This window comes from Paraburkholderia sejongensis, assembly GCF_020880815.1.
Lineage (GTDB): Bacteria > Pseudomonadota > Gammaproteobacteria > Burkholderiales > Burkholderiaceae > Paraburkholderia > Paraburkholderia sejongensis.
Genome location: NZ_JAJITD010000008.1, coordinates 131050 through 158033 on the forward strand (window position 1 = coordinate 131050; position 26984 = coordinate 158033).

Consider the following 26984-nt stretch of genomic DNA (forward strand, 5'->3'; position numbering starts at 1 on the left):
GCGCGCGCGGCAGGGTGCCGCGACGCGCCCGCAACCACGGCAATACTTACTGCGCGGCCTGCGGCTTGTTCGACAGCGCGAGGCGCAGCAGATCGGCGACCGTGTTGACGTTCAGCTTTTCCATGATGTTCGCGCGATGCGCTTCGACCGTCTTGATGCTGATCCCGAGGTCGTCGGCGATCTGCTTGTTCAGGCGGCCGGCGATGATCCGCTCGAGCACCTGATGCTCGCGCGCGGTCAGCTTGCCCAGGCGCTCGGCGGCGGCGCGCTGCTGCTGGACGCTGCTGCTTTCGCTGCGCGCCTTGTCGAGCATGCGCTCGACCAGCTTGCGCAGTTCGGCTTCGTCGAACGGCTTCTCGATGAAGTCCATCGCGCCTTTCTTCATCGTCGAGACCGCCATCGGCACGTCGCCGTGGCCGGTCACGAAGATGATCGGCAGCAGCGTGTTGTCGGCGATCAGGCGCTCCTGCAGCTCGAGCCCGCTCATGCCGGACATCCGCACGTCGAGGATCAGGCAGGCGATCTGGCCCGGATGCTGATGCGGCTGCCACGCGTCGAGGAACTGCTCGGCGCTCGAAAAGCATTGCACGCGGTAGCCGTTCGCCTCCAGCAGCCAGCGCAGCGAATCTCGCACGGCCTCGTCGTCGTCGACGACAAAGACGGTTTCCTGTGTGGTGACTGGGCTGTTCATAGCTCTCCCGTAACGGTTTGTGGTGTCGGCGCCTCGGACCCGCCGTTGCTCGGGCCGTCAGGCTCTCCAATGGGCAGACTGCAATGGAAGGTGGCGCCCGTGATGTGGCCGTCGGACTCGACGTTGTTGACCACCCACAGACGGCCCCGGTGCGATTCGATAATCGAACGGCAAATGTTCAGCCCCATGCCCATGCCATCGGACTTGGTGCTGTAAAAGGGTTCGAACAGGCGCTCGGCGGTCGCCTCGTCGACGCCCGGACCCTGGTCGACGACGCTGATGCAGACGAAGCCGCCCTCGAGCCGCACGACCACCCGGATCACCGGATCGACCGCGTTCGGGCGGGCCTCGGCCATCGCTTCGGCGCCGTTCTTCAGCAGGTTGACCAGCACCTGCTCGATCAGCACCGGATCGACGTAGATCACCGGCAGGCGCGAGCGCAGGTCGGTGACGATGCGAATCCGGCGCTTGCGGGCCTCGATCTCGGCGAGCCCGACCGCGTCCGCGACGATATCGGCGACGCGGGTCGCCTGGCGCTTCGGCTCGCTGCGCTTCACGAACTCGCGGATGCGCTTGATGATCATGCCGGCGCGCACCGCCTGCTGCGCGGTCTTTTCGAGCACCGGCAACAGGTTGTCGGGCGTCGTCCGGCCGGACTTGACCAGCGCGACGGTCCCGGAGCAATAGTTGTTGATCGCGGCGAGCGGCTGATTCAGTTCGTGCGCGAGCGACGAGGCCATTTCGCCCATCGTCATCAGGCGGCTGGTGAACTGCAGCTTTTCGTCCTGCTGGCGCGACAGTTCCTGGGCTTGCTTGCGGGTCGTGATGTCGGTCGCGATCTGCATCTGCGCGAGATGGCCGTCGACCCACTGGATGTACTGGCGCCGCACCTCGAACCACTTCTGGATGCTGGGGATATAGATTTCCTGGGCGTCGGCGGTGCTTTCGGTCAGCGCGGCGGCGGGCAGGCCGACGTAGGTGTCGACCATGTCGATCGAATCGGACGAGGCCTGCGAGCTGTCGAAGCCGCCGCCCGCGAGTTCCAGATGCCCGTCCGGGCGAATCCCGAACAGGTGGCGGTAGTAGCGGTTCGCGAACAGCAGCTCGGCTTCGTCGGCGGCCAGCACGGAGACCGCCGCGTCGAGGCTTTCGAGCACGGTCGTGAAGCGCTCGTGCGCGGCGGCGAGTTCTTCGCGCGCGCGCTTGGGCTCGGTGATGTCGGTCATCGACGACATCCAGCCGGTCTGACGCCCCGAACTGTCGATCAGCGGCGACACGTACAGCCGCGCGTGGAAGGTCGAACCGTCCTTGCGGCGCACCCGCAGCTCGAAGCCCGACGACGGCGCCTTGCCGCGCAGCGTCATGTCGAGCTGGCGCTGCATTTCCGGATACGCGTCGCGCGGCCAGTACGCGAACGGCGCGCTCTTGCCGACGAGGTCGCTTTCGTCCCAGCCGGTCATCCGGCAGAACGCCGGATTCACGTGAGTGATGCGCCCGTGCATGTCGAGCACGCGCATGCCGATCAGCACTGAGTTTTCCATCGCGCGGCGGAAGAACGCTTCCGCGTACAGCGCCTGCTGCGCCTCGAAGCGCTGGCGGGTGTGCTTCCACAGGCTCCACAGGCTCCACAGCACGAAGCAGGACAGGCCGGCGACCAGCCACACCAGCGTGTTGTTCGTGAAGTTGGTGATTTGCGGGAACGCGTACACGCGCACCGAAATGCCCTGGCCCGGCGGGTCGAGCGGCAGGTCGTAGAACATGTCGCGCGGCAGGCGCGGGCGGGTCGACGTGGTGGTCAACTCGCGGTTGTTCACGTCGATGATCGAGATCTTGTACTTGGCCGACAGTTCGGGCGGGATGTCGCGCTTCAGGATGCCTTCGACCGAGAACACCGCGGCGATCGTGCCGAGGAATTCACGGTCGCGGAAGATCGGGGTTTGCAGCGTGATGAAGCCGTTGCCGAGGTCGTCGTAAATGAGCGGCGAGTAGACCTGGCGGCGGGTGTTGCGCGCTTCGGCGAAACCGGCTTTGACCGCTTCGTCCATCTGCGCGTCGTTCGGGCGCGCGAGCCGCTGGCCGAGCACCGGCGGCGCCGCGTTCGGCCAGCGAGGCTGCTGCTGACCGGTGTACCAGTTCATATAGAGGATTTCCGGGTGCCCCTGCATGATGTCCGTGGTGCTGACCTCGAACGAATGCTGGTCGGCATGGCCGGTGGCCAGATCGCGCGCGAGCGCCTGGATCTGTTCCTGCGCGCCGGTCATCGACAGTCGGATCTGCTGCTGCGCCCACGCGACGTTGCGGTACAGCGTGTCTTCCTGCTGTTGCTGCTCGCGCCGGTTCAGACTCCACAGAATCAGGCTCATGACGACCAGGAAAACCAGGATCGACAGCAGCGGCGTCAACAAATACGAATTGGACCACCATGGGCCATGGTGCCAGCGAGGAGACGGCGACGAATCCGCTGGCGAACCGGCGGTGCGCGCCGAGCGTGAGAAAAGCCGTTCGGTCAACATGCGTGGCATTGTAGCGCAGCACGTCCCTGACAAATGACGCAAAAAAGCACGGAAAGTCTCGTTAATCGGCGCAAACTAGCCGACGGATTCGTCGATTAGCAGTCAAATCAGGTTGCAGTGCAGCAATTTTCCGCATTATGAGAATCGATCTCGTAATTTGAAAATTTCCTTGCGCGGACGTCGGGACCCTTATTACAATCGGCCGGAGCTGCCGCGGTCGTTTCCTGCGTTCCGCGTGGTCTGTTCAAAGTGCGTTCCCATATCCAGGAGACGAGCATGTCCGCTGTACCCGACGAAGTCATGAAATATGTCGCCGCCGAGAAAGACGACGATCCCCAGGAAACCGGCGAATGGCTGGAAGCGCTGGATGGCGTGATTTCTGCTGTTGGCCCTGACCGTGCCCACTACCTGATCGAGAAGCAGATCGAATTCGCGCGCGTGCACGGCGAACATCTGCCGTTCTCCGCCAACACCCCGTACATCAATACGATTCCGGTCGCGCGCCAGGCGAAGAACCCCGGCGACCAGGACATCGAACACCGCATTCGCTCGTACACCCGCTGGAACGCAATGGCGATGGTGCTGCGCGCCGGCAAGGAAACCAACGTCGGCGGCCACATCGCGTCGTTCGCATCGGCCGCCACGCTGTACGACGTCGGCTACAACCACTTCTGGCATGCGCCGTCCGCCGAGCATGGCGGCGACCTCGTGTTCGTGCAGGGCCACTCGTCGCCGGGCGTCTACGCGCGCGCGTTCCTGCTCGGCCGCCTGACCGACAAGCAGCTCGACAACTTCCGTCAGGAAGTCGGCGGCGAGGGCATCTCGTCGTATCCGCACCCGTGGCTGATGCCGGACTTCTGGCAGTTCCCGACCGTGTCGATGGGTCTGGGCCCAATCATGGCGATCTACCAGGCGCGCTTCATGAAGTACCTGCAGGCGCGCGGCATCGCGAAGACCGACGGCCGCAAGGTCTGGGCCTTCCTCGGCGACGGCGAGACGGACGAGCCGGAATCGCTCGGCGCGATCGGCATGGCCGGCCGCGAGCGTCTGGACAACCTCGTGTTCGTGATCAACTGCAACCTGCAGCGCCTCGACGGTCCGGTGCGCGGTAACGGCAAGATCATCCAGGAACTCGAAAGCGAATTCCGCGGCGCCGGCTGGAATGTGATCAAGGTGATCTGGGGCAGCCGCTGGGACGCATTGTTCCAGCGCGACAAGTCGGGCGCGCTGATGCGCCGGATGATGGAAGTCGTCGACGGCGAGTACCAGACCTACAAGTCGGAGTCGGGCGCGTTCGTACGCGAGCACTTCTTCAACACGCCGGAACTGAAGGCGCTGGTCGCCGACTGGTCGGACGACGACATCTGGAATCTGAATCGCGGCGGTCACGATCCGCACAAGATTTACGCGGCGTTCACCGAAGCGTCGAACTCGAAGGGCCAACCGACCGTCATCCTCGCGAAGACGATCAAGGGCTACGGGATGGGCGAAGCCGGCCAGGCGATGAACATCACCCACCAGCAGAAGAAGATGCAGGTGGAGCAGTTGAAGAAATTCCGCGACCAGTTCCGTCTGCCGATCACCGACGAGCAGATCGTCGACGTGCCGTACCTGACTTTCGAAGAAGGCTCGAAGGAGCTCGAGTACATGCGCCAGCGGCGCATGGACCTCGGCGGCTATCTGCCGGCGCGCCGTCAGAAGGCCGAGTCGCTGCCGGTGCCGGAACTGTCGGCATTCGATCCGCTGCTCAAGGGCACCGGCGAAGGCCGCGAGATTTCCACGACGATGGCGTTCGTGCGGATCCTGAACATCCTGCTCAAGGACAAGGCGCTCGGCAAGCGCATCGTGCCGATCGTGCCGGACGAGTCGCGTACCTTCGGTATGGAAGGCCTGTTCCGCCAGATCGGTATCTGGAATCAGGACGGCCAGAAGTACGTGCCGGAAGATTCCGACCAGCTCATGTTTTACCGTGAGTCGGAAACCGGTCAGATCCTGCAGGAAGGCATCAACGAAGCCGGCGGCATGGCCGACTGGATCGCAGCCGCGACGTCGTACTCGACGCACGGCGAGATCATGATCCCGTTCTACATCTTCTACTCGATGTTCGGCTTCCAGCGCATCGGCGACCTCGCATGGGCAGCGGGCGACATGCGTTCGCGCGGCTTCCTGCTGGGCGGCACCGCGGGCCGCACGACGCTGAACGGCGAAGGTCTGCAACACGAAGACGGCCACTCGCTGCTGTGGGCCGCTTCGGTGCCGAACTGCATCAGCTACGACCCGACGTTCGGTTACGAACTCGCGGTCATCATGCAGGACGGTCTGCGCCGCATGGTCGCTGAGCAGGAGGACGTGTACTACTACATCACGGTGATGAACGAGAACTACGAGCACCCGGCGATTCCGCAGGGCGACACCGTAGCCGCGGACATCATCAAGGGCATGTACTCGTTCCGCAAGGTCGCCGCCGACAAGAAGGCGCCGCACGTGCAGCTGATGGGCGCGGGCACGATCTTCAACGAAGTGATCGCCGCCGCCGACCTGCTGAAGAACGACTGGGGCGTCAACGCCGATCTGTGGAGCGTGCCGAGCTTCACGGAACTGGCGCGCGAAGGTCACGAAGTGCAGCGCTTCAACCTGCTGCATCCGACCGAAGAGAAGAAGCTCTCGCACGTCGAGAAGCTGCTCAAGGATGCGCCGGGCCCGGTGATCGCGTCGACCGACTACGTGCGCGCGCTGACCGAGCAGATCCGAGCGTTCGTGCCGCAACGCTTCGTCGTGCTGGGCACCGACGGCTATGGCCGCTCGGACACGCGCGAAAAGCTGCGTCACTTCTTCGAAGTCGATCGCTACTGGGTCACGGTCGCCGCGCTCAACGCGCTGGCGGACGAAGGCACGATCGAACGCAAGGTGGTCGCCGAGGCGCTCAAGAAGTACAACCTTGATCCCGCCAAACCCAACCCGATGACCGTCTAAGGCATCACCCGTGTGCCACGTCGCACGCGGTCGCTCCTCGAATGCGAGGGGCGGCGGCGTGCGCGGCCCAGGAGACACTAACAATGAGTCAAGCGATCGAAGTCAAGGTGCCGGACATCGGCGATTACAAGGACATTCCTGTGATCGAGGTGCTGGTGAAGGCGGGTGATACCGTCGAGAAAGAGCAATCGCTCGTTACGCTGGAATCGGACAAGGCGACGATGGACGTGCCGAGTTCGGCGGCCGGCGTCGTCAAGGAAGTGAAGGTCAAGGTCGGCGACAACGTGTCGGAAGGCTCGCTGATCGTCGTGCTGGAAGCCGCGGGTGCCGCGGCCGCCGCGCCTGCGGCGGCTCCCGCCCAGGCCCCGGCTGCCGCGGCCCCGGCCGCCGCGCCCGCCGCGGGCGGCGGTACGCAGGAAATCAAGGTCCCGGATATCGGCGACTATAAAGACGTTCCCGTGATCGAGATCGCGGTGAAGGTCGGCGACCGCGTCGAGAAAGAGCAGTCGCTCGTCACGCTCGAATCGGACAAGGCGACGATGGACGTGCCCAGCTCGGCCGCCGGCGTCGTCAAGGAAGTGAAGGTCAAGGTCGGCGATACCGTGTCGGAAGGCTCGGTGATCGTCGTGATCGAAGCGGAAGGCGCCGCCGCGGCACCGGCACCGGCCGCCGCGCCGAAGCAGGCCGCCGAGAAGCCGGCCGACGCACCGGTCGCGCCGACTCCGGCACCGGCCGCGCCGTCCGCGCTCGCGCAGGCGCCGCTGATCCCGGCCGGCGAGGGCGGTTCGCGCCATCCGAGCCACGCGTCGCCGTCGGTGCGCAAGTTCGCGCGCGAACTCGGCGTCGACGTCGGTCAGGTCAAGGGCACGGGTCCGAAAGGCCGTATCACCCAGGCCGACGTGACCGCGTTCGTGAAGGGCGTGATGACCGGCCAGCGCGCCGCGCCGGCTGGTGCCGCGCCGGCGGCGGGCGGCGGTGGCGAGCTGAATCTGCTGCCGTGGCCGAAGGTCGACTTCACGAAGTTCGGTCCGGTCGATCCGAAGCCGCTGTCGCGCATCAAGAAGATTTCCGGCGCGAACCTGCACCGCAACTGGGTGATGATCCCGCACGTCACGAACAACGACGAAGCGGACATCACCGAGCTCGAAGCGCTGCGCGTGAAGCTGAACAAGGAAAACGAAAAGGCGGGCGTGAAGTTCACGATGCTCGCATTCGTGATCAAGGCCTGCGTCGCGGCCCTGAAGAAATTCCCGACCTTCAACGCCAGCCTCGACGGCGACAACCTGGTGTTCAAGCAGTACTACCACATCGGCTTCGCGGCGGACACGCCGAACGGCCTCGTGGTGCCGGTGATCCGCGACGCGGACAAGAAGGGTTTGATCGACATCGCGAAGGAAATGGCCGATCTGTCGAAGGCCGCGCGCGAGGGCAAGCTCAAGCCGGACCAGATGCAGGGCGGCTGTTTCTCGATCTCGTCGCTGGGCGGCATCGGCGGCACGCATTTCACGCCGATCATCAACGCGCCTGAGGTTGCGATTCTCGGTCTGTCGCGCAGCGCGATGAAGCCGGTGTGGGACGGCAAGCAGTTCGTGCCGCGGCTGACCATGCCGCTGTCGCTGTCGTATGACCATCGCGTGATCGATGGGGCGGAAGCGGCGCGCTTCAATGCGTACCTGGGTGCGATTCTTGCCGATTTCCGGCGTGTGATTCTTTGATGTGGTGAGGTGCGTGGGGCGCGGGTTTTGTTTTGTCTGTGATCCGCGTCTCTCTGTAGAACCTGCTTTCTTGTCGGTCTATTAGTGTTGCCCCTGTGCGGGGCGGCACCTACTTTTCTTTGTCTTCCAAAGAAAAGTAGGCAAAAGAAAGGCGCGTCCTTGGGCGGACGGCAAAGGATGTTTCTGTTCATGCCCGTGGCGCCTGTCCGGCCGAATGTTGCAAGTTCTGCGCTCATCACAATCAACAGGAGAAGGGGACACTATGAGTCTCGTCGAAGTAAAAGTGCCGGACATCGGTGACTTCAAGGACGTCGACGTCATTGAAGTCAATATCAAACCGGGCGACACCATCGAGAAAGAGCAGTCGCTGCTGACGCTCGAATCGGACAAGGCGTCGATGGAAGTGCCGAGCGACACCGCCGGCACCGTCAAGGAAGTGCGCATCAAGCCGGGCGACAAGGTTTCGCAAGGCACGGTGATCGCGCTGGTCGAGGCAGCTGCTGGCGGCGCAGCCGCCGCGGCCCCGGCGCCGGCTCCCGCCGCAGCGCCCGCACCGGCTGCCGCACCGAAGGCCGCGGCGCCTGCGCCGCAAGCGGGCAGCTATGCGGGCGGTGCCGATATCGAATGCGACATGCTGGTGCTCGGTTCGGGCCCCGGCGGCTATTCGGCCGCCTTCCGCTCCGCCGACCTCGGCATGAAGACGGTGCTGGTCGAGCGTTATTCGACGCTCGGCGGCGTGTGTCTGAATGTCGGCTGTATTCCGTCGAAGGCGCTGCTGCACACCGCGCTCGTGATCGACGAAGCGGCGGATCTGGCGTCGCACGGCATCACGTTCGGCAAGCCGCAGATCGATCTCGACAAGCTGCGCGACTTCAAGTCCGGCGTCGTCAAGAAGCTGACCGGCGGTCTCGCCGGCATGGCCAAGGCGCGCAAGGTCGAAGTGGTCGTCGGCACCGGTTCGTTCGTCGATCCGTACCACATGGAAGTGCAGGGCGAAGGCGGCAAGAAGGTCGTCAAGTTCAAGCAGGCGATCATCGCCGCGGGTTCGGAAGCGGTGAAGCTGCCGTTCATTCCGGAAGATCCGCGCGTGGTCGATTCGACCGGCGCGCTCGAACTGCGTCAGATTCCGCAGCGCATGCTGGTGATCGGCGGCGGCATCATCGGTCTGGAAATGGCGACCGTCTACTCGACGCTCGGCGCGCAGATCGATGTGGTCGAAATGCTCGACGGCCTGATGGCCGGCGCGGACCGCGATCTGGTCAAGGTCTGGGAGAAGTACAACAGCAAGCGTTTCGCCAACGTGATGCTGAAGACCAAAACCACCGCGGCTGAAGCGAAGGACGACGGCATCTACGTGACGTTCGAAGGCGAAAAGGCGCCGGCCGAGCCGCAGCGCTACGACCTCGTGCTGGTGGCGGTCGGCCGTACGCCGAACGGCAAGCGGATCGGCGCGGATAAGGCCGGGGTCGCGGTGACCGATCGCGGCTTCATCGACGTCGACAAGCAGCAGCGCACCAACGTGCCGCACATCTTCGCGATCGGCGACATCGTCGGTCAGCCGATGCTCGCGCACAAGGCGGTGCACGAAGGTCACGTGGCGGCGGAAGCCGCGCATGGCGAGAAGGCCTACTTCGACGCGATGCAGATTCCGTCGGTTGCTTACACCGACCCGGAAGTGGCGTGGGCCGGCAAGACCGAAGACCAGCTGAAGGCCGAAGGTGTGAAGTTCGGCAAGGCCGTGTTCCCGTGGGCCGCATCGGGCCGCGCGATCGCCAACGGCCGCGACGAAGGCTTCACGAAGCTGCTGTTCGATGAGGAAACGCATCGCGTGATCGGTGGCGGTATCGTCGGTCTGAACGCGGGCGACCTGATCAGCGAAGTGTGTCTGGCGATCGAAATGGGCGCGGACGCGACGGATATCGGCAAGACGATCCATCCGCATCCGACGCTCGGCGAATCGATCGGCATGGCCGCCGAGCTGTACGAAGGCGTCTGTACCGACCTGCCGCCGGTCAAGAAGAAGTAAGCCGGCTGCTCCGCCGGTCTCGCGAGAGGCGGGCGGGGCAGTGGGGCAAAGGCAAAACGGCGCGTTCCTTGCGGAGCGCGCCGTTTCTGTTTGGTGCGGGGTGTGCGTCTGGATGTGCGTCTGCGCGTGCGAACTCGAGGGCGAGTGCAAATGCGCGAGCGCAAATGCCGCCGGCAAAAAAATCCCGGCGCGATGGCCGGGCAAACGATACGTCATCTGACGTATCGGAGCGTTCGGCCAATCACGCGTATGGAACGGCAACGGCACGACGCTGTTGCTTGCGGTGACGCCGGCAGCAGCGGCTGGGCTGGCTGCTGGCGTAGAAACGACAACGCCAGGCCGAAGCCTGGCGTCGCGATGCCTGAACGCCGTAAAGCTTAGGCGGTCTTCTTGGCAGCGCGCGATGCTTGCGCAGCAGCTTGCGAAGCTGCCTTCGATGCGGCCGTTGCAGCTGCATTGAAGTTGCTTTCGGCGATTTCGACAGCCTGGCGGGTTGCCTTGTGGACCGTTTCGTACGTCGTGTTGGCGGCGGTGATAGCCGACTTCATCACGGCAACGGCGGTTTCCGAACCAGCCGGTGCGTTCTTCGCGACGTTTTCGACCAGAGCCTGGACCTTGCGGTTTTGCTCTTCGAATTGCGCTTCAGCGACGCGGGTGAATTCGCCTTGCGTTGCCGACACGATTTCGTACACGTGACGGCCATACGACAGCGCTTTTTCGGCGACCGGCTGCGCGAGGCTCGCTTGCAGTGCCAGCAGTTCCTGTGCGTCCTTCACCGACAGCGCGCGCTGGGCGTTTTCCTGGCTTTCCGCGAGCGTCGACTTCACGACTTGCAGGTTCAGTTCAACCAGCTTTTCAACGCCTTCGAATGCCTTGGTCGTCAGACCGAACAGCGTTTCGAAGTTGGCTTTCTGGGCGGCGGCGAATTGTTCGGGGGTCAGCAGAGTCATCGTTTACGCTCCTGGATCGCGGACCGTCTGTGCGGACCGCATTGGGTTGGTGGCGAGACGCAGTGGATCGTCTGCCTGGACCGCGATGTATTTGTGCATCGCAGCAATGGTTCCCATTTTAGGATGGTCACAAATAATGTCAAGCACTTTTTGTGCGCCGCACAATTCAGGGAAAACGCTAATAAAACAAGACGTTATGCAGTAGGCATGTCATACAGATGACACGCGATGATTTTTCTTTGCACCGTTCCGGTGCAGGATAAAAACCTAATTGGATGGGGTGCTGGAAATTATTTTTCCCCGCCAAAACGCATATGCAGGCACGATAGCGTGTCGATGCTACGATTCGTCCCCTGAAAAAAGCCGTCCTCGTGAATTCGATGTAAACCACAAAGTGCTACGGAACGTTAAGAAAGTGCGATAGTCGAACGCGCGTTAGCGACTTTCGGCAGACGTTTAACAGTGTGTGTCGCCTGCTCGCAACGCCTTCACCGCACGGCGGCGCAATATCCGCCGATGCACCACCGTAGTTTCCCGGATCAAGGTTGTCTCGAAATTGCCGTTAAGCTGCAAGAATCTGCTCGATTCTGTTGGGCGGCGGCAATGGGGAGGCATGGACTGCAGCGATCGCTTTTTTCGATCGATGTGCGGCACTTATTTGGGTTTTTGCGATCGGAGCTTACAAGCCGGTTTAAGGAGCGCGTATAAGTGCTTCAAATTGCTAATTTTTCGTTGCTTTACTACACTTGCGGAAACCTCTCGCCGCTCCCTATTGAACACCCATGAAAACCGACATGTTTTCGTCGCTAAAAGTGCTCCACGGCGCGGCGCGCAGCACCGCTCTGTCGGTGGCCGTGTCGCTCGCCGTCGCGGCAGCGTTCGCCACGCCCGTCGACACTTTTGCAGCCACTTCTGCTGCAACCGCAAAAACCACCAAACACGCGAAAGCCGCGAAAAAAGCGGCCCCGGCCACGGCTCCCGAGAAGGTGTCGAGCCGGGCGGCGAAGGCCGGCAAGAGCGCGGCCGTGAAAGCGGCCGCCGCGGATGACGACGCGCCGCGTGCCGGCGCCAAACGCAAGCGCGTGTCGTTTACTGCCAACGGCCGTCACCATTCGGCGGTGCGCCGGGTCGCGTTCGAGCCGCGTCCGCCGACGGTCGGCCAGGCGTTCGGCCTGCACGAAACGCCGGACGCGCTGATGCTGCGTTCGAGCGTCGCGTATGTGATCGACCAGAACACCGGCGAGCCGCTGTTCGACAAGAACTCGCATGCGGTGGTGCCGATCGCTTCGATCACCAAGCTGATGACCGCGATGGTCGTGCTCGATTCGAAAGAGCCGATGACCGACCAGCTCGAAGTCACCGACGAAGACCGCGACTACGAGAAGAACACCGGCTCGCGTCTGTCGGTGGGCTCGGTGCTGTCGCGCGAGGACATGCTGCATATCGCCCTGATGGCGTCGGAGAACCGCGCGGCGGCGGCGCTGTCGCGCTACTACCCGGGCGGCCGTCCGGCCTTCCTCGCGGCAATGAACGCGAAGGCGAGGCAGCTCGGCATGACCGACACGCACTTCGAGAACTCGACCGGTCTGACGAGCCAGAACGTGTCGAGCGCGCGCGATCTGGTGAAGATGGTCAACGCGGCGTATCAATATCCGCTGATCCGCAAGTTCTCGACCGATCACAGCTACGAGGTGTACACCGGCAAGCGCTCGCTCGCTTACAACAGCACGAATGCGCTGGTGCGTAATCCGACGTGGGACATCGGTCTGCAGAAGACCGGCTTCATCAACGAAGCGGGCGAGTGCCTCGTGATGCAGGCGACCATCCACGGGCGGCCGACGGTCATGGTGCTGCTCGATTCGTCGGGCAAGTATTCGCGCTTTGCCGATGCGACGCGTCTGCGCACGTGGCTCGATAACGGCGGCGGCGAGCAGCCGCGTATCACCAGCGCCGATGCCGGCGGCGCGGGGACCTGAAGCCAGCGGGTTCTGTAGCCGTAAAGAAAAAGCCTCGCGGATGCGAGGCTTTTTTTATGCCGCCGACACGGGTGCAATGAGCGGCGCGCCGGTTACGAATGGTGGCCGTGGCCGTGGCCGTGCCCATGCCCATGATCCTGCTGCGGCTGGGGCCGATAGCCGAGCGACTCCGAAATCATCAGCGCGGTCTGGCTCAGCTGACCCAGCCACGAATCCTGCAGGCGGTCGGCCGGCGCCGACAGCGACAGACCCGCGACGAGCTTGCCGGTGTCGTCGTAGATGCCGGCGGCGATGCAGCGCACGCCGAGTTCGAGTTCTTCGTTATCGCGCGCGCAGGCCTGTTGACGCACGTGCGACAGCTCGCGTTCGAGTTTCGCCAGATCGGTGATGCTGTTTTGCGTGTGACCCGACAGGCCGGTGCGCGTCGCGTATGCGCGCACGCGGGTCGCTTCGTCGGCGGCGAGGAACAGTTTGCCGACCGAGGTCAGGTGCAGCGGCGCGCGGCCCCCGATCGCCCGCACCACCTGCATGCCCGAGCGCTCCGAATACGCGCGCTCGATATAAACGATTTCGTCGCCCTGACGGACCGACAGATTGACGGTCTGGCCGGTCTGTCGATGCAGCTCGCGCATCGGCGTAAGCGCCGCGTCGCGGACCGACAGGCGTGCCTTGACCAGATTGCCGAGTTCGAGCAGGCGCATGCCTAGGCGGTAGGTGCCCGGATCCGACCGGTCGACCAGCCGGCACATCACCATATCGTTCAGGATGCGGTGCGCGGTGGACGGGTGCAGTTCCGTGCGCAGGGCCAGTTCTTTCAGGCTGACCGGGTCGCTATGCGCCGCCAGTGCATCGAGCAGGCGCATCATGCGTTCGATCACCTGGATCGAAGTTTTGGGATCCGGGTTGGTATCGCTCATATGAGAATCGGTGGATGCGTCAAACAGCGAAAACTGATTGTATCTCGTATGGTGAAAAAAGCGAGCGCGGTCGAAGAGTGCTTCGAATCCGCGCAAGCCGCGTCCTATGCCGTTCGGCCGTTGGTATTGCCGCGCCAAACAGCGGATAATCAGGCAAGTTTCCCCGAAGGAGGGCTCATGCGAGTCGGATTGTTCGTTACCTGCCTGATCGACCTGATGCGGCCCGAAATCGGTTTTTCGGTCATCAAGCTGATCGAGGGCGCCGGCTTCGAGGTCGTCGTGCCGCCCGCGCAAACCTGCTGCGGGCAGCCCGCGTACAACTCGGGCGAGCGTCGCCTCGCGCGCGACCTCGCCGAGAAAACGCTGCGCGAATTCGAACAGTTCGACTACGTGGTGGTGCCGTCCGGCTCGTGCGGCGGGATGATCCGCGCGCACTACGGCGATCTGTTCGGCGACGATCCCGAGCTGATGAACCGCTTCGGCCGTTTGCGCGCGAAGGTGTTCGAGCTGACCGATTTTCTCGTCAACGTCGCGAAGGTGCGGCTGCAACCGGGCGAGTTTGCCGCGCAGGTGACCTATCACGACTCGTGCTCCGGCTTGCGCGAACTCGGCGTGAAGACGCAGCCGCGCGAGTTGCTCGCGCAGGTTGGTGTCGCGGTGACCGAGATGAAGGGGTGCGAGCATTGCTGCGGCTTTGGCGGCACGTTCGCGGTCAAGTATGGCGATATCTCGACCGCGATCGTCGACGAAAAATGCGCGAATATCGCGGCAACCGGCGCGGGCACCGTGGTGCTCGGCGATCTCGGCTGCATGCTCAATATCGAAGGGCGCCTGCGCCGCAACGGCGATTCGACCACCCGCGTGCTGCACATCGCGCAGGTGCTGGCCGGCGACGTGTAATTGCGCTCTGCGCTCCGACTCCCTCAAGGCTGCCATGCAGATTCAATCGATGCAGTTCAAGGCTCGCGCCGGTCAGAAGCTCGCCGACCAGCGCCTGCAACAGAACCTGACCAAGCTGTCCACCAAGTTCGTGTCGGCGCGCGCCGACGCGATGACCGCGATCGACTTTCCGGCGACACGCGCCGCCTTGAAGGAGCGCCGCAATCGCGCGCTCGACAATCTCGACGTATGGCTGGAAACGTTCGAGCGCGAGGCGACCCGGCGCGGCGTGACGGTGCTGTTCGCCGAGAGCACCCAGGATGCCGCGCGGCTGGTCGGCGAGATCGCGAGCCGGCACGACGTGAAAAAGGTGATCAAGACCAAGTCGATGGTCACCGAGGAAATGCGCTTGAACGAAGTGCTCGGGCAGATGGGCGTGCAGTCGATCGAAACCGATCTTGGCGAATACATTCTGCAGATCAATGACAACGAGCCGCCGAGCCACATCATCGCGCCGGTCGTGCACAAGGATAAGGACGAGATCGCCGACCTCTTCGCCAAGACCCACGGCCGGCCCCGGCTGACCGAGATTCCCGACATGACGCGCGAGGCGCGCGAGATGCTCCGGCCGCATTTTCTGAGCGCGGACATGGGCGTGACCGGCGGCAACTTCATCGTCGCGGAAACGGGCTCGGTGGTGGTCGTGACGAACGAGGGCAACGAAGGCATGTGCACGGTGATGCCGCGCGTGCACGTGGCGGTGACCGGCATCGAGAAGGTGCTGCCCACTCTCGAAGATCTCGCGACCGCGATGCGTCTGCTGCCGCGCTCGGCGACGGGTCAGGCGACCTCGAACTATTTCTCGATGCTGACCGGGCCGCGCGGTGCGGGCGATCAGGACGGACCCGAGCATATGTATGTGGTGCTGGTCGACGGTGGACGCACCGGGCTGATCGGCGGCGACTTTCAGGAGATGCTGCGCTGCATCCGCTGCGGCGCGTGCATGAATCATTGCCCGGTTTATCAGAAGGTGGGTGGCCATGCGTACGGCTGGGTCTATCCGGGGCCAATGGGCTCGGTGCTGACGCCGAGCTATGTCGGCATCGACAAGGCGCTCGATCTGCCGCAGGCCGCGACGCTGTGCGGCGAATGCAATAGCGTGTGCCCGGTCGGCATTCCGCTGTCGGATCTGTTGCGCAAGCTGCGCGAAAAACAGATGGAGCGACGTCTGCGGCCGTGGAAGGAACGGGCGGGCCTCGCGCTGTGGGGCTGGTTCGCGTTACATCCGGATGCCTATGCGCTCGTGACCAAACTGGCGGTACGTGTGCTGGAGCGCATGGGCGGCAGCAAGCGGTCGATCGCGAAGCTGCCGCTCGGCGGCGCCGGCTGGACCAACACGCGCGAGATGCCGGCGCCGGTCGGACGAACTTTCAGGGAACTGTATGCGGCGCAGCGAAGCCATATCGGCTGAGCGAGCGGTTTCGGCAGGGAGCGGTTTGAACGGCGGCGCGTGAGCGCGCAGCCGGTGACGCGGATGAAACGGGCGGGGCGGCGTGCGTAACGATAACGCACACCGCCCCGCCCGTTTTTGCATCTTCAGTGTTCAGTCATTTGGCCCGCTTGCCGCGCGGGCGCGTTTCTCACCCACGCGTTGTTGCCGCCACCGCCACCTCCGCGACCACCGCCGCCGGCCTGCGGTTGAGCGGGCGGCGCAGACGGCGGCGGGCCGCCCGCGCCGGGGCGCGGACCACCGCTCGGGCCGCCGCTCATGCCGCTGGGGCCGTGCGGACCGGCTGCTGCGCCTTGGGGTGGCGGGCCGCCGCGCGGTTGGCCCGGACCGCCGCCGTCGCCGCGGTTGCCGTGATGCCAGTCGTTATCGTGCGGGCGTCCGCGGTCCGGATAGCCGCGATACCCGGGTCCCGGTCCGTAGTAACGACCCGGCCCGTAATTGTCATAGCCGAGATAGACGTTGGTTTGCGGCACCACGGCGGCACCGGGCGCGTAGCCGTAACCGTCGTAGCCGTAATCGCCATAGGCACCGTAGCCGTTGCCGTACATCGGCGTGCCGTCCGGGTAGACCGCGCAACCGCCGAGCAGGGCGGCGGCGACGAGAGCAGCGAGAGGAGCAAAGCGTTTCATTTTGTCAAACCGCGTGTAAGTGCAGAGAAATGCAGATGTAAGAATGAGACCACTATTATCGCCGTCCGTCTTCGGAGCTTTGTATTCGTTTGTAAGGTTTTCTTTCTCGTGCCAGCTCGCGCGACTAGTTCTGCGAAATGCTGATCAATGGACTGTTTCCTTTGAAGCAACGATCTATCGCGCCGATGTGGGTTTTTCCTGATTGTGAATTTCTATAGGATCTCGGCTGGGCATAGTGGGTCATGAGCTCATGCGCCTCTAATCGGAAAACACATCATGAAAAACACAATATCGGTGTACTGGCCCCTCGCCATCGTCGCGTCGCTCGCGACACTCGCCTATTTGCACATCAACAGCCATGCCGCGTCGCGCGCGTCGCAAACGCTCGACGCCAATCACCTGACCGCCGAACTCGCGCGCGCGGTGTCGTACGGGATCATCGACGCCGCCGTGCTGCCCGCCAAACCGCTGCGCGACGCGACGGCGATGCCGGTCGCCGAGGCGTCGTAAGCACGCGGTAGTCCACCGGTACACGAGCGGCGGCGACTGGATGCCTGTAGCACGCCCGGCGCGAATCCGTCGAGCTTTGTATAATCGCGGCGCATCCGCATCCTGTCCGTCGACCCTCACACGCGGCGCTTCCGGCGCCTGACTCCGCGATGAAAACTGTGTCCGTCTGTTTCGTCTGCCTCGGGAACATCTGTCGTTCACCGACCGCGGAAGGCGTGATGCGCCATCTGGTCGACGAAGCGAAGCTCGCGGACCGCATCGTGATCGATTCGGCCGGCACCGGCGACTGGCATATCGGCGCCGCGCCCGATGAGCGGGCGCAGCAAGCGGCGCGCCAACGCGGTTACGACCTCGGCGCGTTGCGCGGTCGCCAGATCGCGGCCGCCGACTTCGAGCGCTTCGATCTGCTGATCGCGATGGACGACCGCAACGTCGCCGCGCTGCGGCAGGTCTGCCCGCCCGAGCAGCGCGACAAGATCCGGTTGCTGATGGAGTTCGTGCCCGAGGCGGACAGCCGCTGGGGTGGCGCGCGCGAAGTCGTCGATCCCTATTTCGGCGGCGCGGAGGGCTTCGAGCAGGTGCTCGATCAATGCGAGACCGCGTGCCGGGGCCTGATCGCCGCGCTGCGGCCGCAGTTGCTGGCTTGATCGGCCAACCGGCGTAGGCGTCACCCCTACGGGCGCAAGCGCAGCGTCTCGGCCCGACGGCCAATTAAGCAAATCGCACAAATCACGCTGGCCATACTTGACTAATTTGCTCATGTATTTATACTTGACAAAACTTGTCGAGAATTGCGGTTCCCACACCATATGAGACTCACCACGAAAGGCCGTTTCGCCGTCACGGCGATGATCGACCTGGCACTGCGCCAGGAGCAGGGCCCGGTGACGCTTGCGGGTATCAGCCAGCGCCAACATATCTCCCTGTCCTATCTCGAGCAGCTGTTTGGCAAGCTGCGTCGTCATGAAATCGTCGAGTCCGTGCGCGGACCGGGCGGCGGCTACAATCTGGCGCGCCGCGCCGAAGCCGTGACGGTGGCGGACATCATCATCGCGGTCGACGAACCGCTCGACGCGACCCAGTGCGGCGGCAAAGGCACGTGCGAAGGCACCAAGCAGCACGACGGCCATTGCATGACCCACGAGTTGTGGTCGACGCTGAACCAGAAAATGGTCGAATACCTCGATTCGGTCTCGCTGAAAGACCTGGTCGACCAGCAGCGTTCGCGCGAAGGCGCGCCGACGGTGCTGCGTGACAGGCGCAGCGACGCGCCGGCGGTCGAGCCGGTCCGCGCGGCACCGAAAGGCCCCAATTCCGTTTTCAACATGGCCGGTTCCTGAGCGCGGCACGAAATAGAACAAGCCGCTGCACGATCACGAACCCATAAGCCAGAGCACACGACGTCCCCGGAGCAATTGATGAACAACGACTCTCTCCATCTGCCCATCTACATGGACTACAGCGCCACGACGCCGATCGATCCGCGTGTGGTGGACAAGATGATCCCGTATCTGCGCGAGCAGTTCGGCAACCCGGCTTCGCGTAGCCACGCATACGGCTGGGACGCCGAGCGCGCGGTCGAAGAGGCGCGCGAGCAGGTCGCCGCGCTGGTGAACGCCGATCCGCGTGAAATCATCTGGACGTCGGGCGCGACCGAGTCGGACAACCTCGCGCTCAAGGGTGCCGCGCACTTCTATAAGAGCAAGGGCAAGCACATCATCACGGTGAAGACCGAGCACAAGGCCGTGCTCGACACCTGCCGCGAACTCGAGCGTGAAGGCTTCGAAGTCACTTATCTGGACGTGAAGGACGACGGTCTGCTCGACCTCGACGTATTCAAGGCCGCGCTGCGTCCGGACACGATCCTCGTGTCGGTGATGTCGGTGAACAACGAAATCGGCGTGATCCAGGACATCGAGGCGATCGGCGAGATCACCCGCGAGAAGGGCATCATTTTCCACGTCGACGCAGCCCAGGCAACCGGCAAGATCGGGATCGACCTGCAGAAGCTGAAGGTCGACCTGATGTCGTTCTCGGCGCACAAGACCTATGGCCCGAAGGGCATCGGCGCGCTGTACGTGCGTCGCAAGCCGCGTATCCGTATCGAAGCGCAGATGCACGGCGGCGGTCACGAGCGCGGCATGCGTTCGGGCACGCTGGCCACGCACCAGATCGTCGGCATGGGCGAAGCGTTCCGTATCGCGCGCGAAGAGATGGCGACCGAAAACGAGCGCATCCGCATGCTGCGCGACCGGCTGCTCAAGGGCCTGTCGGAAATGGAAGAAGTCTATGTGAACGGCGACATGGAAAAGCGTGTGCCGCACAACCTGAACATCAGCTTCAATTTCGTCGAAGGCGAATCGCTGATCATGGCGGTGAAGGACGTCGCGGTGTCGTCGGGCTCGGCGTGCACGTCGGCGTCGCTGGAACCGTCGTACGTGCTGCGCGCGCTCGGCCGTAACGACGAACTCGCGCACAGCTCGATCCGCTTCACGGTGGGCCGTTTCACGACGGAGCAGGAAGTCGATTACGTGATCAACCTGCTGAAGACGAAGATTTCCAAGCTGCGCGATCTGTCGCCGCTGTGGGAAATGCACAAGGACGGGATCGATCTGTCGACCATTCAATGGGCCGCGCACTGACGCGCCAGCTGGTCGGCATCGAACCCGGGTGTTCATCGGATTGCAGGTTGAAACGAATCAAGGAGTGTAATCATGGCTTATAGCGACAAGGTCCTCGACCACTACGAAAACCCGCGCAACGTCGGTTCCTTCTCGAAGGACGACGACGCGGTCGGCACCGGCATGGTCGGCGCGCCGGCTTGCGGCGACGTGATGAAGCTGCAGATCCGCGTCGGCGCGGACGGCATCATCGAAGACGCGAAGTTCAAGACCTACGGCTGCGGTTCGGCGATCGCGTCGAGCTCGCTCGTCACCGAATGGGTGAAGGGCAAGACGCTGGATCAGGCAATGTCGATCAAGAACACGCAGATCGCCGAAGAACTGGCGCTGCCGCCGGTGAAGATCCACTGCTCGATCCTCGCGGAAGACGCGATCAAGGCCGCGGTTGCCGACTACAAGCAGCGCCACGGCGAAGCGGTTGCCGAACAAGGCAAGGCCGCCTGAGTAACCGTCACGGCTGAGCGCGGCGCGCCCGAGCGCGCCGCGCCCGCACTGCGCAACTGAGAAACGCTATGGCAATTACGTTGACCGAAAAGGCAGCACAGCACGTCCAGAAATATCTGATCCGTCGCGGCAAGGGCATCGGCCTGCGCGTCGGCGTGCGCACCACCGGCTGCTCGGGCCTTGCCTACAAGCTCGAGTACGTCGACGAACTCGCGCCCGAAGACCAGGTATTCGAGACGAGCGGCGTGAAGGTCGTCGTCGATCCGAAGAGCCTCGCCTATATCGACGGCACCGAGCTCGACTTCGCACGCGAAGGGCTGAATGAAGGCTTCAAGTTCAACAACCCGAACGTGAAGGACGAATGCGGCTGCGGCGAGTCGTTCCGCGTCTAGGTTCGACACTTTCCGCGTGCGGCGGATCAAAGGCGGCGCGGGCCGCCTTTTTAATTTGCCGCGCAGCCCGGGCGGTCGCCTCGCGCTGCTGAATCCGGCCCGCACTTGCCGGCCGCGTTTTTTAGACCCGCACTCCGGTGCGCTTTGATCAACGGACGTTTAATCCGATGGCCTCGCTGAACGATAGCCACTTCGACCTGTTTGGACTGCCGGCGCAATTCGCGCTGGAAGCGAACGCGCTCGATCACGCGTACCGCACCGTGCAGGCGCAGGTGCATCCGGACCGCTTCGCGGCGGCTGGCGACGCGCAAAAGCGCATCGCGATGCAGTGGGCGACGCGCGCGAACGAGGCGTATCAGACGCTACGCGATCCGCTCAAGCGAGCCACTTATCTGCTGTCGCTGCGCGGCATCAACGTCGGCGCGGAGAACAACACGGCGATGGAGCCGGCGTTCCTGATGCAGCAGATGGAATGGCGCGAGAACATCGAGGACGCGGCGGCGGCGAAGAACGTCGACGCGCTCGACGCGCTGCTCGCCGAGCTGCGCGACGAAGAGCGCCGGCGTTTGGACAAGCTCGGTGCGTCGCTCGACAGCGGCGCGAACCAGGCGGCCGGCGAAGCGGTGCGACAGCTGATGTTCATCGAGCGCGTCGCCGCGGAAATCGGCACGCAGATCGAACGGCTCGAAGACTGACAACAGGCGGCGCGGCCCAGCCGCCGCGCGCCGCGGTATCACACCCCCAGCAACGCGAACATTCAGGACGGGGCACCACGTCCCCGAGAAGATCCAGATGGCCTTATTGCAAATCTCCGAACCCGGCATGGCGCCGGCGCCTCACCAGCGGCGTCTGGCGGTCGGCATCGATCTCGGCACCACCAATTCCCTCGTCGCCGCCGTGCGTAGCGGCGTGCCCGACGTGCTGCCCGACGAAGACGGCCATGCGCTGCTGCCGTCGGTGGTGCGCTACCTGGAGCAGGGCGGGCGCCGCATCGGCCGCCGCGCGAAGGCCGAGGCGGCCAGCGATCCGCGCAACACGATCGTGTCGGTCAAGCGCTTCATGGGCCGCGGCAAGGCCGAGGTCGAAGGCGCGGAAAACGCGCCGTACGATTTCGTCGACGCGCCCGGCATGGTGCAGATTCGCACCGTCGACGGCGTGAAGAGCCCGGTCGAAGTGTCGGCCGAAATTCTCGCGACGCTGCGCCAGCGCGCCGAAGACACGCTCGGCGACGAGCTGGTCGGCGCGGTGATCACGGTGCCCGCGTATTTCGACGAAGCGCAGCGCCAGGCGACCAAGGACGCCGCGCGGCTCGCGGGCCTGAACGTGCTGCGCCTGCTGAACGAGCCGACCGCGGCGGCGATCGCGTACGGTCTCGACAACGGCGCGGAAGGGCTGTACGCGGTGTATGACCTTGGCGGCGGCACCTTCGACCTGTCGATCCTCAAGCTCACCAAGGGCGTGTTCGAAGTGCTCGCGGCGGGCGGCGATTCCGCGCTCGGCGGCGACGATTTCGATCACGCGCTGTATCGCCACGTGCTCGAACAGGCCGGCATCGCGCAGCAGACGCTCGCACCGCAAGATGTGCGGCTGTTGCTCGATAGCGTGCGCGACGCGAAGGAAGCGCTCTCCAGCGCGCCGCAGGCCGCGCTGAAAGTGACGCTGTCGAATGGCAGCGCGATCGATCTGACGCTCGACGAAGCGACCTTCGAGACCCTCTCCGCCGCGCTGGTCCAGCGCACGCTGGGTCCGACCAAAAAGGCGCTGCGCGACGCGAAGGTGACGACCAAGGAAATCAAGGGCGTGGTGCTGGTCGGCGGCGCGACGCGCATGCCGGTGATCCGCCGCGCGGTCGAAGCGTTCTTCGGCCAGCCGCCGCTCGTCAATCTCGATCCGGACCAGGTGGTCGCGCTCGGCGCCGCGGTGCAAGCCGATCTGCTCGCCGGCAACCGGGGCGCGGAAGGCGACGAATGGCTGCTGCTCGACGTGATCCCGTTGTCGCTCGGCGTCGAGACGATGGGCGGGCTGACCGAGAAGATCATCCCGCGCAATTCGACGATTCCGGTCGCGCGCGCGCAGGATTTCACGACCTTCAAGGACGGCCAGACCGCGATGGCGATCCACGTCGTGCAGGGCGAGCGCGAACTGGTCAGCGACTGCCGTTCGCTCGCGCGCTTCGAGCTGCGCGGGATTCCGCCGATGGCGGCCGGCGCCGCGCGGATTCGCGTGACCTATCAGGTCGACGCCGATGGTCTGCTGTCGGTGTTCGCGCGCGAGCTGGGCTCGGGCGTGGAGGCATCGGTGGTGGTGAAGCCGTCGTATGGTCTCGCCGACGACGACATCGCGCGGATGCTCGAAGACAGCTTCTCGACCGCCGAGGTCGACATGCGGGCCCGCGCATTGCGCGAGGCGCAGGTCGAAGCGCAGCGCCTTGTCGAAGCGACCGACGCGGCGCTGGCCGCCGACGCCGAACTGCTCGACGACAGCGAACGCGCGGCGCTCGACGCGCTGCTCGATACGTTGCGCCGCGTCGCGCAAAGCGACGACGCCGGCGCGATCGAAGCGGCCACTAAAACGCTCGCCGAAGGCACCGACGAATTCGCCGCGCGCCGCATGAATAAGGGCATTCGCCGCGCGCTGTCGGGCCGCAAGCTCGACGAGATTTAAGCGCCGCTGCTGAACCACCGGAGCGCGTCGGGCGGACTTAAAAACTCCGCGCGACGCCAGTAAAATGGCACGGAAGACTGCACCAGGCATTGCCGGCAGCCGCCGTGCGTCAGACCCAAACGGAAACTGTATGCCTCAAATCGTTGTGCTGCCCCACGTCGAACTGTGCCCGGAAGGCGCGGTGATCGACGCCGTTCCCGGCAAGAGCATCTGCGACAGCCTGCTCGAACACGGGATCGAAATCGAGCATGCGTGCGAGAAGTCGTGCGCGTGCACGACCTGTCACGTGATCGTGCGTGAGGGTTTCGCCGCCTTGACGCCATCCGAGGAAGACGAGGACGATCTGCTGGACAAGGCGTGGGGTCTCGAACCGGCTTCGCGTCTGTCGTGCCAGGCGATCGTGCCGGAAGAGCAGGACCTGGTCGTCGAAATTCCGCGTTACTCGATCAATCACGCGAAGGAAAACCACTAACAAGGAGGGCGCCGCCATGAAGTGGACCGATACGCAAGACATCGCGATGGCTCTGACGGACAAGCATCAGGACGTCGATCCGCAGCAGGTACGCTTCACCGACCTGCACCGCTGGGTCACCGAACTCGAAGGCTTCGACGACGATCCGAACCGTTCGAGCGAAAAGATCCTCGAGGCGATTCAGGCGGCGTGGATCGAAGACGCGGATTATTGAGCGGGTCGTCGCGGTTTTGCGACGACTGCATCGAAAGAAAGGCGATTCCATTGGAATCGCCTTTTTTATTGGCGCTCGGCAGGAAGCGCCGAGCCGGTTAGCTGTGCGCTCGCGTCAGTCCGCCACCAGCGTGCCGTTTTCGACCCGCACGCGCTGGCCGTCGCGGAACGGCGGCGCGTCGTGATACGTGAAGTAGCGCGTATGGCCGTTTTCCATCCGCACCCGCACCGAATACGAGGTCGAGCTGCGCAGATGTTTTTCGACCGAGTTGCCGGCGAGGCCGCCGCCGAGCGCGCCGAGCAGCGTCATCGCGGTGCGGCCGCCGCCGGCGCCGAACTGGTTGCCCACCACGCCGCCGGCCACCGCGCCGCCGACCGCGCCGATCCCGGTGCCGTGACCTTCATGACGGACCGCCGAGACTGCGACGACGGTGCCGCAGGTCGAACAGTACGCGCCTTGCGGGGCGGGTTGCTGCTGTTGCGCGTATTGCGGCGCGGCTTGCGTCTGGGGTTGGCGCGCATATTGCTGCTGTTGTGGCGGAGCCGGGACGGGGGCCGGCGCGGCTGTCACCGGTGGCTGAGCCTGCGCGGGTTCCTGCGCCGCTTCCTGCGCCGCCTGTTGCTGCGCGGACGGATTCACCGGCGCGGCCGAATCGACGACGCCCGGTTGCGGCGCGGCCGTGATCTGCGCGCTCTGGGTCTGGCCGTTCTGCGCGCTGGTGCTCGACGCTTGCGGAAACACGCCGGTGATGGCCGCGGTCGCGACGAGGCTCGCGATCAGCACCGCGCCGGCGGCGACCGCGATCAACGGATGAAGACGACGTTGCTGCTGTGTTTGGGTGGGGTTGTCCATGTTGGGCCTCCGTTTCTGACAGAGCCGACTGGGGGTGAGATCGAGTGTCGGGCAATTCGATCCGGGCGGCGTTTCGAGTTGTAACCGGCGCTTCAGTAGGGCCGTCGGAATGGTACGGAATGAGGCAGCTTTTACCGCTGGTTACAAACCATCCGTAGCAGAAAGCGATCCTGGATTGCGCGTGTCGCAGCGGCGGACAGCACGCCAAAACGGCGCGCAAAAAAGAAAAACGCCCGGCATGACCGGGCGCTTGTTCAAGGGCGTTTTGTCGCGTGCACCGCGCAACTCTCAGCGGTACTGAGCGGTACTCAGCGGCGTGCCGCCCGTGGACTCAATCCTCGCGGCGCAGATGCGGGAACAGAATCACATCGCGAATGCTCGGGCTGTCGGTCAACAGCATCACCAGACGGTCGATACCGATCCCGCAACCACCGGCCGGCGGCATCCCGTATTCGAGCGCGCGGATGTAGTCGGCGTCGTAGTACATCGCTTCCTCGTCGCCGGCGTCCTTCTGGTCGACCTGCTTTCTGAAGCGCGCAGCCTGGTCTTCCGGATCGTTCAGCTCCGAGAAGCCGTTGGCGATCTCGCGGCCGGTGATGAACAGCTCGAAACGCTCGGTGATGCCTTCCACCTTGTCCGACGCGCGCGCGAGCGGCGAGACCTCGACCGGGTAATCGATGATGTAGGTCGGCTCCCAAAGTTGCGACTCGGCGGTCTCTTCGAACAGCGCCAGTTGCAGCGAGCCGACACCCGCGTTCAGGAACTGCGGCTGCGACGCGTCGACGCCGAACTTCTTGAGTTCGGTGCGCAGGAACGCGGCATCGGCGAGCTGTTCGTTCGTGTATTGCGGTGCGTACTTCTGGATTGCCTGGGTGATCGTCAGGCGATGGAACGGCTTCGACAGATCGAGCTCGCGACCCTGGTAGGTGATGGTCGCGGTGCCGAGCGCGTCGATCGCCGCCTGGCGGATCAGTTGCTCGGTGAAGTCCATCAGCCACTTGTAGTCGGTGTAGGCCGCGTAGAACTCGATCATCGTGAATTCCGGGTTGTGGCGCACGGAGACGCCCTCGTTGCGGAAATTACGGTTGATCTCGAACACCCGTTCGAAGCCGCCGACCACCAGCCGCTTCAGATACAGCTCCGGCGCGATACGCAGGAACATCTGCATGTCGAGCGCGTTGTGGTGGGTGCTGAACGGCTTGGCCGCCGCGCCGCCGGGAATCGGGTGCAGCATCGGCGTTTCGACTTCCATGAAGTCGGCCTTGGCCATGAAGTTGCGCACCGACGCGATCGCCTTGGTGCGCGCGACGAAGGTGCGGCGCGTTTCCGGCGTGACGATCAGATCGACGTAGCGCTGGCGGTACTTCATTTCCTGGTCGGCCAGACCGTGGAACTTGTCCGGCAGCGGGCGTAGCGACTTCGACAGCAGGCGCAGCTCGGTGCAGCGCACCGACAGCTCGCCCTTGTTGGTGCGGAACAGCACGCCGCGCGCGGCGACGATGTCGCCCATGTCCCACTTCTTGAACGCGTCGTAGGTGTCCTGACCGACGTCGGCCGGCGTGATGAAGAACTGGATCTGACCCGAGCCGTCGCGCACCGTCGCGAAGCTGGCCTTGCCCATCACGCGCTTGAGCATCATGCGCCCGGCGATCGCGACTTCGAGCGGGTTCGCCTCGAGCGCTTCCTTGTCGGTGTGCTCGTACTGCGCCTGCAGGTCTTCGGCGTGGTGCGTGGGACGGAAATCGTTCGGATAGGCGACGCCTTGCTCGCGCAACTCGCGCAGCTTTTCGCGGCGCTCGGCGATGATCTTGTTGTCGTCCGCTTCGGGCGCGACAGGCGCTGCGGGCGCGGCATTCGGCTGGGTCGGTTCGGTCATGGTGATGTGGTATTCGGTGGTCCGCCGCGGCGTGGGCCGCGGGCGGCAAGCCAGTCAGTATAAAAACCTCAGGCGGTCAAACAAGAGGCAAGAAACGGCG

General features: G+C 64.2%; 23 protein-coding genes. 16 read left to right on the top strand and 7 right to left on the bottom strand.

Annotated elements, in window-relative coordinates:
* Positions 1-46 precede the first annotated feature (46 nt).
* Positions 47-691 (bottom strand): oxygen response regulator transcription factor FixJ, encoded by a 645-nt coding sequence (gene fixJ, locus LJ656_RS17375; protein ID WP_075301399.1) that lies wholly within the window; start codon positions 689-691, stop codon positions 47-49.
* The gene (gene fixL, locus LJ656_RS17380; RefSeq protein ID WP_230510626.1) at positions 688-3204 is read right to left on the bottom strand and encodes an oxygen sensor histidine kinase FixL; all 2517 of its coding nucleotides are present in this window, start codon (positions 3202-3204) and stop codon (positions 688-690) included. The genes fixJ and fixL overlap by 4 nt, the downstream gene beginning before the upstream one ends.
* A gap of 276 nt (positions 3205-3480) precedes the next feature.
* Here fixL and aceE point away from each other — a divergent pair, with 276 nt between their 5' ends.
* The 3 genes from aceE to lpdA all read left to right on the top strand — a co-directional run bounded on the left by aceE (position 3481) and on the right by lpdA (position 9918).
* The gene (gene aceE / locus LJ656_RS17385; RefSeq protein ID WP_230510627.1) at positions 3481-6177 is read left to right on the top strand and encodes a pyruvate dehydrogenase (acetyl-transferring), homodimeric type; all 2697 of its coding nucleotides are present in this window, start codon (positions 3481-3483) and stop codon (positions 6175-6177) included.
* Positions 6178-6260: 83 nt separating this feature from the next.
* Positions 6261-7892: a dihydrolipoyllysine-residue acetyltransferase gene (gene aceF, locus LJ656_RS17390; protein ID WP_230510628.1), complete on the top strand. Its 1632-nt coding sequence runs from the start codon at positions 6261-6263 to the stop codon at positions 7890-7892.
* A 262-nt stretch (positions 7893-8154) separates the two neighbouring features.
* Positions 8155-9918: a dihydrolipoyl dehydrogenase gene (gene lpdA, locus LJ656_RS17395; protein ID WP_230510629.1), complete on the top strand. Its 1764-nt coding sequence runs from the start codon at positions 8155-8157 to the stop codon at positions 9916-9918.
* Positions 9919-10295: 377 nt separating this feature from the next.
* Here lpdA and LJ656_RS17400 read toward each other — a convergent pair whose 3' ends face one another.
* Positions 10296-10868, bottom strand: coding sequence for a phasin family protein (locus tag LJ656_RS17400; protein WP_075301389.1), 573 nt, complete (start codon positions 10866-10868; stop codon positions 10296-10298).
* 782 nt (positions 10869-11650) lie between these two features.
* On the opposite strand from LJ656_RS17400, the gene pbpG reads away from it, so the two are divergent.
* Positions 11651-12844, top strand: a complete 1194-nt coding sequence (pbpG, locus tag LJ656_RS17405; RefSeq protein ID WP_230510630.1) for a D-alanyl-D-alanine endopeptidase — start codon at positions 11651-11653, stop codon at positions 12842-12844.
* 92 nt (positions 12845-12936) lie between these two features.
* Here pbpG and LJ656_RS17410 read toward each other — a convergent pair whose 3' ends face one another.
* A complete protein-coding gene (locus tag LJ656_RS17410) occupies positions 12937-13761 on the bottom strand; it encodes an IclR family transcriptional regulator (protein ID WP_230510631.1) in 825 nt (274 codons plus the stop codon).
* Between the two features lie 177 nt (positions 13762-13938).
* Between LJ656_RS17410 and LJ656_RS17415 the strand changes: the two genes are divergently transcribed.
* Both LJ656_RS17415 and LJ656_RS17420 read left to right on the top strand, forming a co-directional pair.
* Entirely contained in the window at positions 13939-14661 is a 723-nt protein-coding gene (locus LJ656_RS17415) for a (Fe-S)-binding protein (RefSeq protein ID WP_230510632.1), read from the top strand.
* A 34-nt stretch (positions 14662-14695) separates the two neighbouring features.
* Positions 14696-16111: a lactate utilization protein B gene (locus LJ656_RS17420; protein WP_075301381.1), complete on the top strand. Its 1416-nt coding sequence runs from the start codon at positions 14696-14698 to the stop codon at positions 16109-16111.
* Between the two features lie 125 nt (positions 16112-16236).
* On the opposite strand, the gene LJ656_RS17425 is transcribed toward LJ656_RS17420, so the two are convergent.
* Positions 16237-16779 (bottom strand): hypothetical protein, encoded by a 543-nt coding sequence (locus LJ656_RS17425; protein ID WP_230510633.1) that lies wholly within the window; start codon positions 16777-16779, stop codon positions 16237-16239.
* Positions 16780-17055: 276 nt separating this feature from the next.
* On the opposite strand from LJ656_RS17425, the gene LJ656_RS17430 reads away from it, so the two are divergent.
* From LJ656_RS17430 to iscX, 10 genes are all read left to right on the top strand, one after another.
* Positions 17056-17289 carry a hypothetical protein gene (locus LJ656_RS17430; RefSeq protein ID WP_230510634.1) on the top strand — a complete coding sequence of 78 codons (234 nt, stop codon included), beginning with the start codon at positions 17056-17058 and terminating at the stop codon, positions 17287-17289.
* A 149-nt stretch (positions 17290-17438) separates the two neighbouring features.
* Positions 17439-17936 carry a low molecular weight protein-tyrosine-phosphatase gene (locus LJ656_RS17435; protein ID WP_230510635.1) on the top strand — a complete coding sequence of 166 codons (498 nt, stop codon included), beginning with the start codon at positions 17439-17441 and terminating at the stop codon, positions 17934-17936.
* Positions 17937-18098: 162 nt separating this feature from the next.
* Entirely contained in the window at positions 18099-18629 is a 531-nt protein-coding gene (gene iscR / locus LJ656_RS17440; protein ID WP_230510636.1) for a Fe-S cluster assembly transcriptional regulator IscR, read from the top strand.
* Positions 18630-18707: 78 nt separating this feature from the next.
* Positions 18708-19931: an IscS subfamily cysteine desulfurase gene (locus tag LJ656_RS17445; RefSeq protein ID WP_230510637.1), complete on the top strand. Its 1224-nt coding sequence runs from the start codon at positions 18708-18710 to the stop codon at positions 19929-19931.
* 72 nt (positions 19932-20003) lie between these two features.
* Positions 20004-20414, top strand: coding sequence for a Fe-S cluster assembly scaffold IscU (iscU, locus tag LJ656_RS17450; RefSeq protein WP_230510638.1), 411 nt, complete (start codon positions 20004-20006; stop codon positions 20412-20414).
* A 68-nt stretch (positions 20415-20482) separates the two neighbouring features.
* Positions 20483-20806, top strand: coding sequence for an iron-sulfur cluster assembly protein IscA (gene iscA, locus LJ656_RS17455; RefSeq protein WP_169496103.1), 324 nt, complete (start codon positions 20483-20485; stop codon positions 20804-20806).
* Positions 20807-20973: 167 nt separating this feature from the next.
* Entirely contained in the window at positions 20974-21501 is a 528-nt protein-coding gene (gene hscB / locus LJ656_RS17460) for a Fe-S protein assembly co-chaperone HscB (protein ID WP_230510639.1), read from the top strand.
* Positions 21502-21598: 97 nt separating this feature from the next.
* Positions 21599-23470, top strand: a complete 1872-nt coding sequence (gene hscA, locus LJ656_RS17465) for a Fe-S protein assembly chaperone HscA (protein WP_230510640.1) — start codon at positions 21599-21601, stop codon at positions 23468-23470.
* 130 nt (positions 23471-23600) lie between these two features.
* Positions 23601-23942 carry an ISC system 2Fe-2S type ferredoxin gene (gene fdx / locus LJ656_RS17470; RefSeq protein WP_230510641.1) on the top strand — a complete coding sequence of 114 codons (342 nt, stop codon included), beginning with the start codon at positions 23601-23603 and terminating at the stop codon, positions 23940-23942.
* 16 nt (positions 23943-23958) lie between these two features.
* Positions 23959-24156 carry a Fe-S cluster assembly protein IscX gene (gene iscX / locus LJ656_RS17475; RefSeq protein ID WP_027198111.1) on the top strand — a complete coding sequence of 66 codons (198 nt, stop codon included), beginning with the start codon at positions 23959-23961 and terminating at the stop codon, positions 24154-24156.
* Positions 24157-24270: 114 nt separating this feature from the next.
* Here the strand turns inward: iscX and LJ656_RS17480 are convergent, their stop codons facing one another.
* Positions 24271-25008: a glycine zipper 2TM domain-containing protein gene (locus tag LJ656_RS17480; protein ID WP_230510642.1), complete on the bottom strand. Its 738-nt coding sequence runs from the start codon at positions 25006-25008 to the stop codon at positions 24271-24273.
* Between the two features lie 331 nt (positions 25009-25339).
* On the bottom strand, positions 25340-26884 hold the full coding sequence (lysS, locus tag LJ656_RS17485; RefSeq protein WP_230510643.1) for a lysine--tRNA ligase: 1545 nt from the start codon (positions 26882-26884) through the stop codon (positions 25340-25342).
* Between the last annotated feature and the right edge of the window lie 100 nt (positions 26885-26984).

Coding starts and splice junctions, on each gene's coding strand:
- fixJ (WP_075301399.1), bottom strand. CDS start 691: ATGAACAGCCCAGTCACCACACAGGAAACCGTCTTTGTCGTCGACGAC.
- fixL (WP_230510626.1), bottom strand. CDS start 3,204: ATGTTGACCGAACGGCTTTTCTCACGCTCGGCGCGCACCGCCGGTTCG.
- aceE (WP_230510627.1), top strand. CDS start 3,481: ATGTCCGCTGTACCCGACGAAGTCATGAAATATGTCGCCGCCGAGAAA.
- aceF (WP_230510628.1), top strand. CDS start 6,261: ATGAGTCAAGCGATCGAAGTCAAGGTGCCGGACATCGGCGATTACAAG.
- lpdA (WP_230510629.1), top strand. CDS start 8,155: ATGAGTCTCGTCGAAGTAAAAGTGCCGGACATCGGTGACTTCAAGGAC.
- LJ656_RS17400 (WP_075301389.1), bottom strand. CDS start 10,868: ATGACTCTGCTGACCCCCGAACAATTCGCCGCCGCCCAGAAAGCCAAC.
- pbpG (WP_230510630.1), top strand. CDS start 11,651: ATGAAAACCGACATGTTTTCGTCGCTAAAAGTGCTCCACGGCGCGGCG.
- LJ656_RS17410 (WP_230510631.1), bottom strand. CDS start 13,761: ATGAGCGATACCAACCCGGATCCCAAAACTTCGATCCAGGTGATCGAA.
- LJ656_RS17415 (WP_230510632.1), top strand. CDS start 13,939: ATGCGAGTCGGATTGTTCGTTACCTGCCTGATCGACCTGATGCGGCCC.
- LJ656_RS17420 (WP_075301381.1), top strand. CDS start 14,696: ATGCAGATTCAATCGATGCAGTTCAAGGCTCGCGCCGGTCAGAAGCTC.
- LJ656_RS17425 (WP_230510633.1), bottom strand. CDS start 16,779: ATGAAACGCTTTGCTCCTCTCGCTGCTCTCGTCGCCGCCGCCCTGCTC.
- LJ656_RS17430 (WP_230510634.1), top strand. CDS start 17,056: ATGAAAAACACAATATCGGTGTACTGGCCCCTCGCCATCGTCGCGTCG.
- LJ656_RS17435 (WP_230510635.1), top strand. CDS start 17,439: ATGAAAACTGTGTCCGTCTGTTTCGTCTGCCTCGGGAACATCTGTCGT.
- iscR (WP_230510636.1), top strand. CDS start 18,099: ATGAGACTCACCACGAAAGGCCGTTTCGCCGTCACGGCGATGATCGAC.
- LJ656_RS17445 (WP_230510637.1), top strand. CDS start 18,708: ATGAACAACGACTCTCTCCATCTGCCCATCTACATGGACTACAGCGCC.
- iscU (WP_230510638.1), top strand. CDS start 20,004: ATGGCTTATAGCGACAAGGTCCTCGACCACTACGAAAACCCGCGCAAC.
- iscA (WP_169496103.1), top strand. CDS start 20,483: ATGGCAATTACGTTGACCGAAAAGGCAGCACAGCACGTCCAGAAATAT.
- hscB (WP_230510639.1), top strand. CDS start 20,974: ATGGCCTCGCTGAACGATAGCCACTTCGACCTGTTTGGACTGCCGGCG.
- hscA (WP_230510640.1), top strand. CDS start 21,599: ATGGCCTTATTGCAAATCTCCGAACCCGGCATGGCGCCGGCGCCTCAC.
- fdx (WP_230510641.1), top strand. CDS start 23,601: ATGCCTCAAATCGTTGTGCTGCCCCACGTCGAACTGTGCCCGGAAGGC.
- iscX (WP_027198111.1), top strand. CDS start 23,959: ATGAAGTGGACCGATACGCAAGACATCGCGATGGCTCTGACGGACAAG.
- LJ656_RS17480 (WP_230510642.1), bottom strand. CDS start 25,008: ATGGACAACCCCACCCAAACACAGCAGCAACGTCGTCTTCATCCGTTG.
- lysS (WP_230510643.1), bottom strand. CDS start 26,884: ATGACCGAACCGACCCAGCCGAATGCCGCGCCCGCAGCGCCTGTCGCG.